The organism is Streptomyces sp. NBC_00704 (assembly GCF_036226605.1).
In the GTDB taxonomy this organism is placed as follows: domain Bacteria; phylum Actinomycetota; class Actinomycetes; order Streptomycetales; family Streptomycetaceae; genus Streptomyces.
In genome coordinates, this window is record NZ_CP109000.1 from 1631315 (window position 1) to 1646486 (window position 15172).

Annotated in this window: 13 protein-coding genes; 8 read left to right on the forward strand and 5 right to left on the reverse strand. The window is 73.9% G+C overall.

Going from position 1 to position 15172, the window contains the following annotated elements:
- Position 1 precedes the first annotated feature (1 nt).
- Positions 2 to 715 carry a TetR/AcrR family transcriptional regulator gene (locus OG802_RS07235; RefSeq protein WP_329408325.1) on the reverse strand — a complete coding sequence of 238 codons (714 nt, stop codon included), beginning with the start codon at positions 713 to 715 and terminating at the stop codon, positions 2 to 4.
- Between the two features lie 64 nt (positions 716 to 779).
- Between OG802_RS07235 and OG802_RS07240 the strand changes: the two genes are divergently transcribed.
- From OG802_RS07240 to OG802_RS07250, 3 genes are read left to right on the forward strand one after another with little or no spacing between them, the layout of a single operon-like run.
- Positions 780 to 1724, forward strand: coding sequence for an ATP-binding cassette domain-containing protein (locus OG802_RS07240; protein WP_329408327.1), 945 nt, complete (start codon positions 780 to 782; stop codon positions 1722 to 1724).
- The gene (locus OG802_RS07245; RefSeq protein ID WP_329408328.1) at positions 1721 to 2551 is read left to right on the forward strand and encodes an ABC transporter permease; all 831 of its coding nucleotides are present in this window, start codon (positions 1721 to 1723) and stop codon (positions 2549 to 2551) included. The genes OG802_RS07240 and OG802_RS07245 overlap by 4 nt, the downstream gene beginning before the upstream one ends.
- A gap of 33 nt (positions 2552 to 2584) precedes the next feature.
- Positions 2585 to 3838 carry a CaiB/BaiF CoA transferase family protein gene (locus tag OG802_RS07250; protein WP_329408329.1) on the forward strand — a complete coding sequence of 418 codons (1254 nt, stop codon included), beginning with the start codon at positions 2585 to 2587 and terminating at the stop codon, positions 3836 to 3838.
- A 35-nt stretch (positions 3839 to 3873) separates the two neighbouring features.
- Here the strand turns inward: OG802_RS07250 and OG802_RS07255 are convergent, their stop codons facing one another.
- The 3 genes from OG802_RS07255 to OG802_RS07265 form a co-directional block, all read right to left on the reverse strand.
- Entirely contained in the window at positions 3874 to 4158 is a 285-nt protein-coding gene (locus tag OG802_RS07255) for a hypothetical protein (protein ID WP_329408330.1), read from the reverse strand.
- A gap of 126 nt (positions 4159 to 4284) precedes the next feature.
- The gene (locus OG802_RS07260; RefSeq protein WP_329408332.1) at positions 4285 to 5133 is read right to left on the reverse strand and encodes an anti-sigma factor; all 849 of its coding nucleotides are present in this window, start codon (positions 5131 to 5133) and stop codon (positions 4285 to 4287) included.
- Positions 5130 to 5672: a sigma-70 family RNA polymerase sigma factor gene (locus OG802_RS07265; RefSeq protein ID WP_329408334.1), complete on the reverse strand. Its 543-nt coding sequence runs from the start codon at positions 5670 to 5672 to the stop codon at positions 5130 to 5132. The genes OG802_RS07260 and OG802_RS07265 overlap by 4 nt, the downstream gene beginning before the upstream one ends.
- Positions 5673 to 5883: 211 nt before the next feature.
- Between OG802_RS07265 and OG802_RS07270 the strand changes: the two genes are divergently transcribed.
- The 4 genes from OG802_RS07270 to OG802_RS07285 all read left to right on the forward strand — a co-directional run bounded on the left by OG802_RS07270 (position 5884) and on the right by OG802_RS07285 (position 12901).
- Positions 5884 to 7392: a DUF4331 domain-containing protein gene (locus tag OG802_RS07270; RefSeq protein WP_329408335.1), complete on the forward strand. Its 1509-nt coding sequence runs from the start codon at positions 5884 to 5886 to the stop codon at positions 7390 to 7392.
- Positions 7393 to 7541: 149 nt separating this feature from the next.
- Entirely contained in the window at positions 7542 to 9470 is a 1929-nt protein-coding gene (locus OG802_RS07275) for a tetratricopeptide repeat protein (protein WP_329408337.1), read from the forward strand.
- The gene (locus tag OG802_RS07280; protein WP_329408339.1) at positions 9467 to 11194 is read left to right on the forward strand and encodes a nickel transporter; all 1728 of its coding nucleotides are present in this window, start codon (positions 9467 to 9469) and stop codon (positions 11192 to 11194) included. The genes OG802_RS07275 and OG802_RS07280 overlap by 4 nt, the downstream gene beginning before the upstream one ends.
- Positions 11195 to 11254: 60 nt before the next feature.
- Positions 11255 to 12901 carry a serine/threonine-protein kinase gene (locus OG802_RS07285; protein ID WP_329408341.1) on the forward strand — a complete coding sequence of 549 codons (1647 nt, stop codon included), beginning with the start codon at positions 11255 to 11257 and terminating at the stop codon, positions 12899 to 12901.
- 15 nt (positions 12902 to 12916) lie between these two features.
- Here OG802_RS07285 and OG802_RS07290 read toward each other — a convergent pair whose 3' ends face one another.
- Positions 12917 to 13723, reverse strand: coding sequence for an SGNH/GDSL hydrolase family protein (locus OG802_RS07290; protein ID WP_329408343.1), 807 nt, complete (start codon positions 13721 to 13723; stop codon positions 12917 to 12919).
- A 320-nt stretch (positions 13724 to 14043) separates the two neighbouring features.
- On the opposite strand from OG802_RS07290, the gene OG802_RS07295 reads away from it, so the two are divergent.
- Entirely contained in the window at positions 14044 to 15138 is a 1095-nt protein-coding gene (locus tag OG802_RS07295) for a DUF5925 domain-containing protein (RefSeq protein WP_329408344.1), read from the forward strand.
- Positions 15139 to 15172 lie beyond the last annotated feature (34 nt).

Consider the following 15172-nt stretch of genomic DNA (forward strand, 5'->3'; position numbering starts at 1 on the left):
GTCACCCCCGGGGCACGAAGCCGTCCAGCACCCGGTCCACGGCCGTCGCGAACACCGCCTCCAGATCGATCGGCCCCGCGTCCTCCATGAACGCCGCCGCCATCCGCGGGAACGCCCCGCCGGCCACCTGGCTCCCCAGGTAGGCGATCCGCACCGCGTTCTCCTGCTCCTCGGACCAGGGCAGCGAGCGGACCCGCTCGGCGGTGGCCAGCTCGCTCGCCACATAGGTCGTCACGACCGCGTTGAGCATGGCGACGAGCTGGAGTTTCATGCCGTACTTCATGTCCAGCGGGTCCAGGCAGGCGAGGCAGTGCTCCAGGTAGCGCAGGGCGTTGGGGCTGAACCCGTAGGCCGGTGACATGAGTTTCGGCAGCCAGGGGTGGCGGCGCATCAGGGCCCGGGTGTCGTGGGCGACCCGGCGCATGTCCGCCCGCCAGTCCCCGCCGGGCTCCCACAGCTCGTGCTCGCCGCTGACGGCGTCCACCATCAGTTCGTAGAGGTCCTCCTTGCGGGGGACGTAGTTGTACAGGGACATGGTCCCGCAGCCCAGGGCGGCGGCGACGTGCCGCATGGACACGGCGTCGAGGCCGCCCTCGTCGGCCGTGCGCACGGCGGCCGCCGCGATGTCGGCGCGCGTGTACGCGGGTCTGGGTCCGCGGCCCGTCCGCTCGGGACGGGCCCAGATCACTTCGGGTACGGCCGCTCGGCCCGCCATCGAAACATCACCTCGTCGACCATGGTAGTTACGTACACCGTACGTAGTGCGCTATGGTCGCGGCATGACTTCTACGTACGATGTACTTAGTGAAGGTCTGGAGAAGCGGTTCGGCGAGGTGCGCGCCCTGCGCGGCCTCGACCTCGCCGTCCCACGGGGCACGGTCTGCGCGGTCCTGGGACCCAACGGCGCGGGCAAGACCACCGCGGTCCGGCTGCTGACCACCCTGCTGCGCCCCGACGCGGGCTCGGCCCGGATCGCCGGCCACGACCTGGTCCGGGAGGCCGCGGCCGTGCGCGGCGCCATCAGCGTCGTGGGGCAGTACGCCACGGTCGACGGCGACCTCACCGGGCGGCAGAACCTGCGGCTCTTCGCCCGTCTGCACCGGGTGCGCGGCCCGGCGGCGCGCGCCGACGACCTGCTCGCCCGGTTCGGGCTGGAGGAGGCCGCCGACCGGTCCGCCGCCACCTACTCGGGCGGCATGCGCCGCCGCCTGGACCTCGCCGCCGCCCTGATCCGCCGGCCCCGGGTCCTCTTCCTCGACGAGCCGACCACCGGACTGGACCCGGCCGGCCGGGGCGAGGTCCACGACGCCGTGCGCGAACTCGGGCGGGACGGCACGACGGTCCTGCTGACCACCCAGTACCTGGAGGAGGCCGACCACCTCGCCGACGACATAGCCCTCGTGGACCGCGGCCGCGTCGCGCACACCGGTTCGCCCCGCCACCTCAAGGCATTGATCGGCTCCTACGCCGAAGCCGTCGTCGCCGATCCGGCAGCCCTGCCGGTGGCGGCCGCGGCGCTGGCCCGGATCACGGGCGCCGAACCCGCGCCGGACCCGGCCCGCGCCGCCGTCGGCGCGGTCTCCCGCGACACCACGCTCACCCTGCCCCGCCTGGTGCGCGAACTCGACGCGGCGGGCGTGCCGCTGCTCGACGCGACGCTGCGCCCCCCGACCCTCGACGAGGTGTTCCTGCACCTCACGGCCGAACAGGAGATCGCCGCATGAGCGCCGCCGCCCTGACGTACGACGGAACGGCCATGCTGGGCCGGCAACTGCTGCGGGTCCGCAACAACCCGGCGCTGGTGATCCTCACCCAGAGCATGCCGATCACCATGCTGCTGTTCTTCGGCTACTTCTTCGGCAGCGCCCTGTCGATGCCCGGCGCGGAGTACCGCTCCTTCCTCGTGCCCGGCCTGCTGGTGGCCACCGCCGCCAACGGCATCATGACCGGCATGTTCCAGGCGGCCCAGGACGTCCACCGCGGCGTGACCGACCGGCTGCGCACGCTGCCGGTGAGCCGGGCGGCGGTGCCGCTCGGACAGGCCGCGGCCGACCTCGTCGTCACCGCGGCGGGGACGGCGCCCTTCCTCCTGGTGGCACTGGCCGTCGGCTGGCGGGTGGAGGGCTCGGCCGCGGCCGCGGCCGGCGCACTGGGCCTGCTGCTGATCTTCCGGTTCGCCTGCACCTGGATCGGGATCCACCTCGGGCTGCTCTCGCGCAGCGAGGAGGCGGCCGGCCAGCTGGGCAGCGCGACGTTCCTGCTGCCCCTGATGTCCAACGCCTACATCCCGACCGACGGCCTGCCGGGCCGGCTGCGCACGCTCGCCGAGTGGAACCCGCTCAGCGCGGTGACCACGGCCCTGCGGGACCTGTTCGGCAACGCGCCCGTCCCCCCGCACTCCGCCTGGCCCGTGGCGCATCCGGTGGCCGGGTCGCTGGCCTGGTGCGCCCTGCTGCTCGCGGTGTTCGCCCCGCTCGCGGTACGGCGGTACGCGCGGGGCGAAGGCCAGGGCCTGCCGTTCGGATCGGCGTGCGGAGGCGGGGCCTGCTGACAGGGCCGCCGGTCAGGGGTCATGATCCCTTCCATGGACCAGCCCCTCCGGCCCTCGCCGCCGCCCCTTCCCCTTCCCCCGCAGCAGCAGCCCCTGCCCCTGCCCCTGCCCCTGGAAGGTCTCACGGTGGTCGCCGTCGAGCAGGCCGTCGCGGCGCCGTTCGCGACCCGGCAGCTCGCCGACCTCGGCGCCCGGGTGATCAAGGTCGAGCGGATCGACGGCGGCGACTTCGCGCGCGGCTACGACACCGCCGCCGGCGGTCTCGCCTCGCACTTCGTGTGGTGCAACCGGGGCAAGGAGTCCGTCGCGCTGGACCTGAAGGACCCGCGCGGCCTGGACGTCGTACGACGGCTGATCTCGGGCGCCGACGTGTTCGTGCAGAACCTCGCGCAGGGCGCCGCGGCCCGGCTCGGCCTGGACGCGGCCACCCTGTGCGCGGCGCACCCGCGGCTGGTCGCCGTCGACATCTCCGGCTACGGGCCGGCCGGCCCCTACGCGGACAAGCGGGCCTACGACATGCTCGTGCAGTGCGAGGCCGGGCTGGTGTCGGTGACCGGCACGCCCGAGCAGCCGGTGAAGGCGGGGATCCCGGCGGCGGACGTCGCGGCGGCCATGTACGCCTTCTCCGGCGTGCTGGCGGCGCTGGTGCGGCGCGGCACGACCGGACGCGGCGGCCCGGTGGAGGTGTCGATGCTGGAGGCGCTCGCGGAGTGGATGGGCCATCCCCTGCACCACACGATGCACGGCGGCTCCGCCCCGGCCCGCACCGGCCTCGCGCACGCGGTGATCGCGCCCTACGACGCCTACGCCACGGCCGACGGCGGACGGGTGCTGCTGTCGGTGCAGAACGACCGTGAGTGGCGGCGGCTGGCCGAACAGGTCGTCGGGCGGCCCGCGTCGGGGACGGATCCGGCGTACGCCACGAACGCGGCACGGGTGCGGAACCGCGAGCGCACCGACGCCCTGGTGGCGCGGGCGCTGGGCGCGCTGGACGCCGACGAGGCGCTGGCGCGGCTGGAGGCGGCGGGCATCGCCTGCGCGCGGCTGCGGGATCTGCACGAAGTGGCCGAGCATCCGCAGCTCGCGGCGCGCGACCGCTGGCGGGAGGTGGGGACGCCGGTCGGACCGCTGCGGGCGCTGCTGCCCCCGATCACGCTGCCGGGCGGGGCGGAGGCACGGATGGGGGACGTGCCCGCGCTCGGGGAGCACACCGAAGCACTGCTGCGTGCCGTGGGGATGACGGACGAGGAGATCGCAGCGCTGCGCCGGGACGGTGTGGCCGCCTGAGCGCGGGACTCAGTACATGACGACGTGCCGGCGGGTCAGTGCCGGTGACCGCCGAAGAGCGAACGGCGCAGTCGGCGCAGGGGCGCGAAGAGCGAGACGCGGCTGACCCTCGCCCGCGTCGTCTTGCCGGAACCGTGGTCGCGCACGGGCTCACGCGCGGTCAGCTCCCGCATCAGCGAGGTCGCCTCGGCCGTCTCCCGCTGCGGAACGGCGGGACCCGCCAGCACCGAGAGATGGCGGTCCAGGCGCGAACTGGTCGCGCTGCTCCCGCAGGTGATCGCAGGGACCCGCGCCCTGCTGTGCATCGTTATCTGTTCCATGTCACTCCCCACCCGTACGAGTCCACCCGGCCCGGGCAGGGTAACCCTATCGCCCCGTCGCGGCACCCGTGTATCGAGCTCACCTGATTCACCTTCCCCGTAAGGGGGTTGACGACGCCTCCGTGATCACTCTCCGAATCCAACCGATTTCAGGGTGAGTTGGACAACCGGCTGAGTAGTGGGCTGTGGCGATCCGGCGGCCGGCTCGACGGTCACAGCGAGTGACGTGGCCGCCCGGTCGAGACCGGTGGCGACCAGGGGCGTGTCGCCCGCGAAGAGCCCGAGGGAGCGCGGTTGCGCGTTCGGGCGCATGAGCCACAGCTGATGCGCCCGCCCGGCGGGCAACGCGTCGTATCCGCTCAAGGTGACGATCGCCCGCCCCTCTGAAACGGAAGCGATCACTCCGATACTCCGGCCCTCGGCGTCCTTCCCGTTGCCCGCCCGCGCGTCCGGAGCCGCGAGAACGTGGGCGATCTCACGTGCCTGGGCGCGCTCGGCGTCCAGCCGGTCCTGGGTCCGCCCGGCCTGGACGGCGAAGAGGGACGCCACCACGAGGGCCGCGGCGGCCGTGGCCGTCACCAGCGGCACGAACAGCGGACGGCGCGCGCGGGACTTCCCGCCGCGCCCGGACGCGTGGGAGCTGCCGCCGGAGCGGCGGGGCGGCGGCTGCACGCCCCACACGTGCGGGGGCAGTTGGGGCGCGTGCTCGCGCAACGGCGCGCGCGACGCCTCCTGCGGGGTGCGCTGGACGGCGGCCAGGACCCGCTCGCGCATCGCGGCCGGCGGCGGGGCGGCCGTCGACCAGGCCAGCCGCACGGCGTCCTCGGCCAGCTCCCGCACCTCGGCGGAGCAGCGGTCGCAGCCCTTGAGATGTCTTTCGAAACGGCGGCGCTCGTCGGCCTCGAGGGCGTCCAGCGCGTAGGGGGCGGCCAGCGAGTGCGGGTCCTCGCGGCGGAACAGGCCGAGCAGACTCATGCGGCGCCTCCCAGGCAGTCGCGCAGCCGCGTGAGCCCGTCACGCATCCGTGTCTTCACCGTGCCCAGCGGCAGGGACAGCCGGTCGGCCACCTCACGGTACGTGTAGCCGTCGTAGTAGGCGAGGGTGACGGACTGACGCTGAAGCTCCGTCAGCCGGTTCAGGCAGCGGCGGACCAACTGGCGTTCCAGGCCCGCCTCGACCTCCTCGGCCACCTGGTCGAAGGCGGGGTCGTGGTAGCGGGAGGCCTCGCGCTGCTCCCGGTCGACGGCCGCGCGGGCGCTGCGCACCCGGTCGACGGCGCGGCGGTGGGCGAGGGTGAGGATCCAGGACAGGGCGCTGCCGCGGTTCGGGTCGAAGCGGCCCGCGGAGCGCCAGGCCTCCAGGAGCACCTCCTGGGCGACCTCCTCGGACTGCGCGGGATCGCGGACGACCCGGCGCACGAGTCCGAACACCGGTCCGCAGACGAGGGTGTAGAGCCGTTCGAAGGCCCGCTGGTCGCCCCCCGCCACGAGCACCAGAAGCTCGTCCGCCTCCATGCCGTCCCCCTCCCTGCGGCCCCCGCACCCGGGCCGTCCCGTCACACCAGGCATCCGCAAACGAACACACCTCCGGTGGATGTGTACGGATCCGAGCGGCGAAAACGCGGGTGATCAGGAAAGAAAAAGTTTTTCGCTCCGGACCAATCCGAACCCGCCCTCCGCTCCGTATCACTGTCCGTCAGGCAACTTGGCACAGAGGACGGACGGCATGACAGCTTTCTCCAGGAGCGGCAACGGACGCAGGAGCGTCGCGACCCTCATATGCGGTGCGCTGGCCGCCGGGGGGCTCGCAGCCGCCGGCGCCGCCGCGTTGGCCCCGGGGGCCGCCTACGCCTCCAGCCACCGGGAGGCTCCTCTCATCTCGGGCACACCGCAGTACGACAACACCGACGTGTACGCGTTCGTCAGCCCGGACCACCCGGACACGACGACGATCGTCGCGAACTGGATCCCGTTCGAGGAGCCCGCGGGCGGCCCGAACTTCTTCCCGTTCGCCGAGGACGCCCAGTACGACCTGCACATCGACAACAACGGCGACGCGAAGGAGGACCTGACCTTCCGTTACACGTTCAAGACGCACACGAAGAACAAGAAGACGTTCCTCTACAACACCGGCGCCGTCGACAGTCTGTACGACCCCGACCTGAACGTGACGCAGTCGTACGACCTCGAACTGCTCAAGCTGAAGAAGGGGAAGGTCGAGCACAGGACGAAGATCGCGGACGACGTGCCGGTGGCGCCGTCGAACGTGGGCAAGGCGTCGATGCCGAACTACAAGAAGCTGCGCGACCAGGCGATCTACAAGCTGCCCAACGGCGCGAAGACGTTCGCCGGCCAGGCCGACGACCCGTTCTTCCTGGACCTGCGCGTCTTCGACCTGCTCTACGGCGGCGACCTCTCCGAGGTCGGCAACGACACGCTCAAGGGCTACAACGTCAACTCCATCGCGCTCCAGGTCCCGAGCGACATGATCGCCGAGTCGAAGCACCAGCCGATCGTCGGCATCTGGTCGACGACCCAGCGCCAGAACGCCCAGGGCTACTACTCGCAGGTCTCCCGGCTGGGCAACCCGCTGGTCAACGAGGTCGTCAACCCGATCAAGGACAAGGACCGGTTCAACGCGTCCCAGCCCAAGGACGACGGCCAGTTCCTGAAGAACGTCACCAACCCCGAGCTGCCCAAGCTCATCGAGGCGATCTACAAGATCAAGGCGCCGGCCGAGCCGCGCAACGACCTCGTCGACGTGTTCCTGAAGGGCGTCAAGGGCCTCAACCAGCCCCCGTACGTGACGCCTTCGGAGGAGCTGCGCCTCAACACCTCGATCAAGCCGTCCATGCACCCGAAGCGGCTGGGCGTCCTCGACGGTGACAACGCGGGCTTCCCGAACGGCCGCCGCCTCACCGACGACGTGATCGACGCCTCGCTCCAGGTGGTCGAGGGCGAACTGGTCGGCTCCAAGAACGACCTGGGCGACGCGGTCGACAAGAACGACAAGGGCTTCGAGACGTCCTTCCCCTACGTCGCCCTGCCCACCGAGGGCTCGCGCGGCGCGAGCGCCAAGAGCGGCGCCGACGTCCGCAGCCAGCTCGGCGACGCCCTCACCGGCTCGACCGACAACACCACGCTGATCGCGTCCTCCGCGGGCGCGGGCGCTGCGGGCATCCTCCTCATCGGCGGCGGCCTGATGTGGTGGCGTGGCCGGCGGCGGGCCTACTAGGCCCTCCCCCTGAACGGGCCGGGGAGAATCCTGCGCTCCCCGGCCCTGTCCCACCGACTGGCGCGGCCCGCGTACTCATCCCCCACGGCGCGGGCCGCGCCGCCCCCACGTGAGCAGACGGAACCACCCCAGGCGACCTAGGAGAGGGCATGTCCGCGCGGACGAACGACGGCGAACCGGAGCACACCCCACCGGTCTGCGCCCGACCGGCACCGGTCACCGGCGAACCGGACTCCGGTGCACCGGTCTCGCACCGGGACCAGCCGGCGCCGACCGCCGCCTCCGCGGAGGCCCCCGGCCCGCGGCACGCGACCGGGGCCGCACCGGGAACGGCGACCGCCCCGCAGACGGGCGTGACCGCGGAGACCGCCGTCGACGCCGACACCGCCACCGGCCCCGGAACCGTCGGTTCCGCCGGCGCCGGGGACGAATGCGGCGCCGACGCGGACACGGCCGTCGTCGCCACGGACGCGGACGCCGGCGCAGGCGCGGACGCCCCTGCCGGGGCGGAGGCCGACACCCACTCGGACGCCCCCGTCGGTGCGGACGCCGCCGGTGCGGCGGCCCTCGCGGGCGCGCAGGGCGTCGACGCAGACACGCGCGCCGGTGCGGACGCTGACGCAGATGCGGAAGCGCCCGCCGGTGTGGAGGCCCCCGCCGGTGCGAAGGCCCCCGCCGGTACGGAGGCCTGCGGCGTCGAGGTCGACGAGCGGGTCGTCGCCGTGCGGCGGGCGGGGGCCGCCGGGCGTCGCTGGCGGGCCGCCCAGCTCACCGCCTGCGCCGCCATGCTGGCCGTGGCGCTGACCGCCGGGGCGATCGCGTTCGGCGCGGCCCACGAGGGACGGGACATGCCCGTGGCGACCGCCGCCGCGGTCTCCCCCGGCCTCCTCGCCGGCGGCGACCTCGACGCGAGCATCACCGCCCTGCAAGGTCATCTGCGCGTCCAGCCGAGGGACTTCGGCGGCTGGGCCACCCTGGGGCTGGCCTACGTCGAGCAGGCCCGCACCAACGGAGACCCCTCCCGTTACCCGCAGGCCGAGCAGGCCCTGAAGCGTTCCCTCTCCCTGCGTCCCGGCAACGACGAGGCGCTGGCCGGCCGGGCCGCCCTCGCCGCCGCCCGGCACGACTTCGCGAACGCCCTGAAGCTGGCCGACCGGGTCCTGGAGCAGAACCCCTACAACGAGCGCGCGCTGTGCTCCCGTGTCGACGCCCTCGTCGAGCTGGGCCGCTACGACGAAGCCGAGGCGGCCGTCCGCGTCGCGGACCAGCGGCGGCCCGGCGTACCGGTGTTCACCCGCTACGCCTACGTCCACGAACTGCGCGGCGACGTCGCCACCGCCCGCCGGGTCCTGGAGCGGGCGCTCACCGCGGCCACCTCGCCCGGCGACATCGCCTACGTCGCCGCCCAGCTGGGCCAACTCGCCTGGAACCAGGGCGACTACGCCACCGCCCTCACCCACTACGCCCGCGCCCTCGCCGCCGACGAGAACTACCTTCCCGCACTCGAGGGCCGCGCCCGCGCGCAGGCCGCGAGCGGACAGCGGGCCGAGGCCGTCAAGGGGCTGGAGCTGATCGTCGCCCGCTACCCGCTCCCCGCACCGCTGGTGGAGCTGGGCGAGCTGTACGAGGCCCGGGGCGGCGCCGGAGACCGCGCGAAGGCCGGGGAGCAGTACGCGCTCGTCGACGCGTGGACCGCGATCGCCCGTGCCAACGGCGTCAACGCCGACCTGGACACCGCGCTCGCCGCCGCCGACCACGGCGACCGGGCGACGGCCCTGCGCGCGGCCCGCGACGACTGGTCCCGCCGGCACACCGTGCACACGGCGGACGCCCTCGCCTGGGCCCTGCACGTCAACGGCAAGGACGCCGAGGCCCTCCCCTACGCCCGTCAGGCCACGGCCACCGGCTACCGCAACGCGGCCTTCCTCTACCACCGCGGCGTGATCGAGCAGGCGACCGGCCACCGGGCCGACGCCCGGACGCATCTGTCCGCCGCGCTGAAGCTGAACCCCGGGTTCTCGCCGCTGGGCGCCCGCCAGGCCCGCGCGGCCCTCAAGACGCTGGAGGCGGGCAAGTGAGCACCCGTCGTCTGTTCGCCTCCTGCGCGGCCGTGCTCACGGCCGGCTGCGCGCTCGTGCTGGTCCCTTCCACCGGCGCGAGCGCGCACCCGCTCGGCAACTTCACCGTCAACCGCTACGACGGCCTCGTCGCCGCCCCGGGGCAGCTGCGCGTCGACCATGTCGAGGACCTCGCCGAGATCCCGGCGACCCAGGCGAAGCCGGACATCGAGCGGCTCGGGATGGACGCCTGGGCGCGGGAGCGCTGCGCGACGGCCGCCGCCGGCAGCAGGCTCACCGTCGACGGCCGTGCCGTGGCCCTCGCCGCGGGCGCGGGCAAGGCGTCCGTGCGGCCCGGCCAGGCGGGGCTCGACACGCTGCGCGTGGAGTGCCGGCTGACCGCCCCGCTGCCCGACGTCGCCGCCGGGGACGCCGTATCCGTCGACTTCCACAGCGCGGGCGTCTCCTCCGGGCCCGGCTGGCGGGAGATCACCGCGCGCGGCGACCGGATGACGCTCACCGCGTCCGACGTCCCGAAGAAGTCGCTGTCGGGCGAACTGATCAGTTATCCGAAGGAGTTGCTCTCCTCCCCGGCGGACACGTCGACCGCGTCCGTGCGGGTGCGGCCGGGTGGCGCGGCGCTCGTCGAACAGGACCGGGACGCACCGGCCGCCTCCGTGCTGCCGCGCGGCGCCGACCGCTGGACACGGGCCCTGGACGACCTGGTCGCCCGGCAGCACCTCACGCTCGGCTTCGCCGCGCTGGCCCTGGTGATCGCCGTCGGTCTCGGCGCGCTGCACGCGGTCGCCCCCGGGCACGGCAAGACCATCATGGCCGCGACGGCGGCCGCCCGCGGCGGCCGGGCGCGGATGAAGGACGTGCTGCCGCTCGCCGCATCGGTCACCGTCACGCACACGCTCGGCGTCGTCGCCCTGGGCCTCCTCGTCACCGCCGGTTCGGCCGCGGCGCCCTCGGTGATCGCCTGGCTGGGACTGGCGAGCGGCGCGCTGGTGCTCTTCGCGGGCGTGACCCTGGCCCGCCGCGCCTGGCGCGGCCGGGGCGGCGCCGCGCACGGACACGGACACACCCACCCTCACCCGCATCCCCACCCGCACCCGCAGGGCGGTCACTCGCCCGACCGCGAGCCCGCGAAAGCCGCGGACCGTCAACTCGCCCTCGTCGGGGCCACCACCGCGCACACCCATACGCATCCCGGTTCCGAGGACGCGTCCGGCCACGGGCACGGCCACAGCCACGACCCCGGTCCCGGCCACGGCCGTCCGCACGAGCACGAGCACGAGCACCGGCACGAAGACGGTCACGCACACGGGCCCGAGCACGACCACGGACACACCCACACCCACACGCACGGCGGCCACACCCACACCCATGCCGTCGCCCCCACTCTGCGCGGCACGCTCCTGCTCGGGTTCGCCGGCGGCATGGTGCCCAGTCCGTCGGCGGTCGTCGTGCTGGTCGGCGCGGCCGCGCTCGGGCAGGCCTGGTTCGGGCTGCTGCTCGTCGTCGCGTACGGCGTCGGCCTCGCGCTGACCCTGACCGCCGCCGGGTTCGCCGTCGTCCGGCTCGGCGCGGGGGCGACCCGCCTGCTGGACCGGCAGCCGCGCTGGACGGCCCACCCGGCCGTGACGACCGTGCGGCGCAACCTGCCCCTGTGGTCCGCGTTCCTCGTGGTGGTCCTCGGCGCCGGACTGGTGCTCAGGGGGGCCGCATCCGTACTGGGCTGAGCTACGTTGGTGGGGTTGCGGAGGTTTTCGCCCGGATGCGAAGAGCGAAATGGGGGCGCGGTGTCCGAAGAACCGGGCAGTGAACGTCTGATCGCGGGCCGCTACCGTCTGCTGACGCCGCTCGGCGAGGGCGGCATGGGCACGGTGTGGCGGGCCCGGGACGAGGTGCTGCACCGTGAGGTCGCGGTCAAGGAGGTGCGCGCGCCGCACGGTCTGGCCGCCGCCGACGTCGAGCGCCTGTACGCCCGGCTGGAGCGCGAGGCCTGGGCGGCCGCCCGGGTCGCGAACCGCAACGTCGTCACCGTGTACGACGTGGCCGTCCAGGACGGGCGGCCCTGGATCGTCATGGAGATCGTGCACGGCATCTCGCTGGCCGAACTGCTCGACGCCGAGGGGCCGCTCGAACCGGCACGGGCCGCGCACATCGGCGCCGAGGTGCTGGCCGCGCTGCGGGCCGCCCATGAGGCGGGCGTGCTGCACCGGGACGTCAAACCGGCCAACGTGCTGATGTCGAACGACGGCCGGGTGGTGCTCACCGACTTCGGCATCGCCACCGTCGAGGGCACCTCCGCGCTGACCATGACCGGCGAGGTCATCGGCTCCCCCGAGTTCCTCGCGCCGGAGCGCGCGCTGGGCCGTACGCCGGGGCCCGAGTCGGACCTGTGGTCGCTCGGCGTGCTGCTGTACGCGGCCGTCGAGGGCAACTCCCCCTTCCGGTACGACACTCCGCTGAGCACGCTCCGGGCGGTCGTCGACGAGGAGCTGCCGCCGCCGCGGCGTGCGGGACCGCTCGCGCCGGTGATCGAGGGCCTGCTGCGCAAGGACCCGGCCGAACGCCTGCCCGCCGACCGGGCCGAGCGGGACCTGCGGCTGGTCGCGGCCGGGGGCACGCCCTCCGCGGCCGGCGATCCCGGTACGGCCGGCGGGGCGTACGCGCCCTTTCCGCCGACGGCGGCGACCCGCGCCGAACCCTTCCGGCACGGTTCCGCGGGCGCCACGGGCCCGACCGCGCCGCAGCCGTGGGCGACGGGACCGGACGGCGCGCCGGGGCGGTCGCCCTCTCCGGCGGAGCCTGACCGGGGCCGGCGGGCCGGCGTGCTCCTCGTCGCGGGGGTCGCGGTGCTGGCGCTGGCGGTCGCGGGACTGACGTACGGGCTGCTGCACCGGAACGACGGCCGCGAGGGCGATTCCGGCGACGTCACGAACAGCGCCTCGGAGGCGGTGAGTTCGCCAGCGCCGCAGCGGCAGGCGAGCGAGTCGGCCGCCGCGTCGCCGAGCCAGAGCCCGAGCCCGAGCGGGAGCCCCTCGTCCGCCGCGCCGGAGCAGACGGTCTCGGTCGTCGTCGCCGGCTCGCACACGGACTACACCGGCGTGTGTCCGCCGCAGGACTCCGACGCACCCGCGTTCACCGCGACGATCACGGTGGGGCGGCTGCCCGCGACGGTGTCCTACCGCTGGGTCACGAAGGACGGCGAGCTGTCCGGGCAGACCTGGAAGACGCTCGACTTCCCCTCGGGCGGCGCGAAGTCGAAGCAGGACAAGGTGATCGTGTCGACGTACGCCGGGAGCGGCACCTACCGCAACTCCATCGCCGTCGAGGTGCGTGATCCGGTGAAGGCGACGTCGCAGCCCGTGCCGTTCTCGGTGACCTGCGAGACGGAGACCCCGTCGGGCGGGGCCTCCCCCTCCTCCTCTCCGTCCGAGTGAGCCGGGGGCGGGCGGTCAGGCCGCGCTGTTGAGGACCGGGAGGTAGCCGCCCGAGTGCCCGGAGGCGGTCGGGTGGTAGGACTCGCCGATGTTCAGCAGGTCGAGGCTGTGCAGCCAGGAGCTGCCGGAGCAGATCTCATGGCCGCTGAACGGGGTGCGGACGTCGCCGAAGACGAAGCCGTGGGCGGCGGCCCGCCGGGCCACGGCGGCGTCGAGGTAGTCGGCCGCGCCGTTGATGGCGGAGCGCTTGGTGTCGGACAGGCCGAGGCACAGGGCGCCGACCCGGTAGAAGCGGGGATAGCCGATGACGACGACGCGCGCGTGCGGAGCCCGGGAGCTGATCGCCGAGTAGACGCCGTCGAGTTTGCCGGGGAGCGTCGAGTCGACGTAGGCCCGGGCGGTGGCGATGCGGCTCAGGCAGCCGCTGTCGGAGCTGGTGACACAGGTCGTCATGACGTCGGCGAAGCCTGCGTCGTTGCCGCCGATGGTGATCGAGACGAGGCCGGTGGAGGAGTTCAGGCCGCCGAGCTGACTCGCCAGAACATCACCCGTACGGGCTCCCGAACAAGCCGCGAAGGTGAAGGAGGCGGGGCCGTGGGCGGCGTTCCAGAGGTACGGATACGCCTTGGTGCTGCGCTTGCAGGCGCCGCTGGAGCTGAGGTAGCTCCCCGCGCCGACGCCGGACGAGTAGGAGTCGCCGAGGGCCACATAGCCGCCGGTGGCGGCGAGTTGGGATCCCTGCGCGGCGCCCGCCCCGGTGAGGGTGGCGCCGAGGGCGAGGAGGACTGAGCTGACGAATACGACAAGTCGGGAACGTCTCATGGAACCTCCTTTAGCAGGTTCTCTGCCACAACTTTCGTAGCAAGCACCCGCATTGACGGGAAGTGTCCATGCCAAGACCCTTTAGGCCCCGCACGCCGTTCGGCACCGGCCGGGGCCGTCCGGACCCGGAAGGGCCGGTGCGGAAGGGCGGGTGCGGAAGGGCGGGTGCGGAAGGGTTCCTGACCCGCCGTCGGGAGAGGACCCGCCGTCGGGAGAAGGGGTGAAGAGCGCCCGCACGCGACACGTCCGGCATTGCCGACACACCGCGCGGACCACGGAAACCGGGTGCGCACGGGCCCCCGGTGCCCGATCATGGCCGCATGTCTGCCCAGCCACAGGACGCTCTGCCGATCCGGCTCACCGTCGACGACTCCGACTCGCCGTCCGATGTCGTCGACGCGCTGTTCCTCGGCCGCTTCGCGACCGGCGAGCAGCCGTACTCGCACGCCGCGAACATCGACCGCGTACGCTCCGGCGCGACCCTGCTGCCCGCGCACGCCCGGGTGCTGCGGGTCGCCCGCGACGACGACCGCAGCGCGACCCTCGCCGAGGGGGACGGCTGGACGCTGCTGGTGTCCCGCTGGAACCGCGGCGCGGACGTCACGGTCACCGCGACCACCGCCGAACTGGCCGCCAAGGTGCTCGACGAGGCCACCGAGGGCGCGGCCGACGAGCCCGAGCCGCAGCCGGAGAACGTGACCATGGGGTTCTGGTACGTCTCCCCGCGGCGCGGACCGCACCGCACGACCCGTCAGATCAGCGCGGGCACCTGGGACGAGGTGCGCGCGAACTACACGGCCCCCGTCGCCGAGGCGATGGACGGCCTGATGACGACGACCCCGCAGGACATCGCGGGCCGCCTGCTCCTGCTGCACGGCCCGCCCGGCACCGGCAAGACCTCCGCGCTGCGCACCCTGGCCCGCTCCTGGCGGGACTGGTGCCAGGTGGACTGCGTCCTGGACCCGGAGCGGCTCTTCTCCGACGTGGGCTACCTCATGGACATCGCGATCGGCGAGGAGGACGGCACCGGCAAGGGCCGCTGGCGGCTGCTGCTCCTGGAGGACTGCGACGAACTGATCCGCGGCGAGGCCAAGCACACGGCGGGCCAGGCCCTGTCGCGGCTGCTGAACCTCACCGACGGCCTGCTCGGGCAGGGCCGCAACGTCCTGGTGGGGGTCACCACCAACGAGGACCTGGAGCGGCTGCACCCGGCCGTCGTGCGCCCCGGCCGCTGCATGGCCCGTATCGAGGTCGGCCCGCTGACCCGCGCGGAGGCGGCGGACTGGCTCGGCACGGAGGAGGGGGTCGGCCGCGAGGGCGCCACCCTGGCGGAGCTGTACGCGCTGCGCCGGGGGGTCTCCCCCGCCTCGCTGCCGGAGCCGCGGGGCGGGGCGGACGCGGGGCTGTACCTCTGACCGCTCCGGGGCACACGCACGCGGCCCGGGTGTT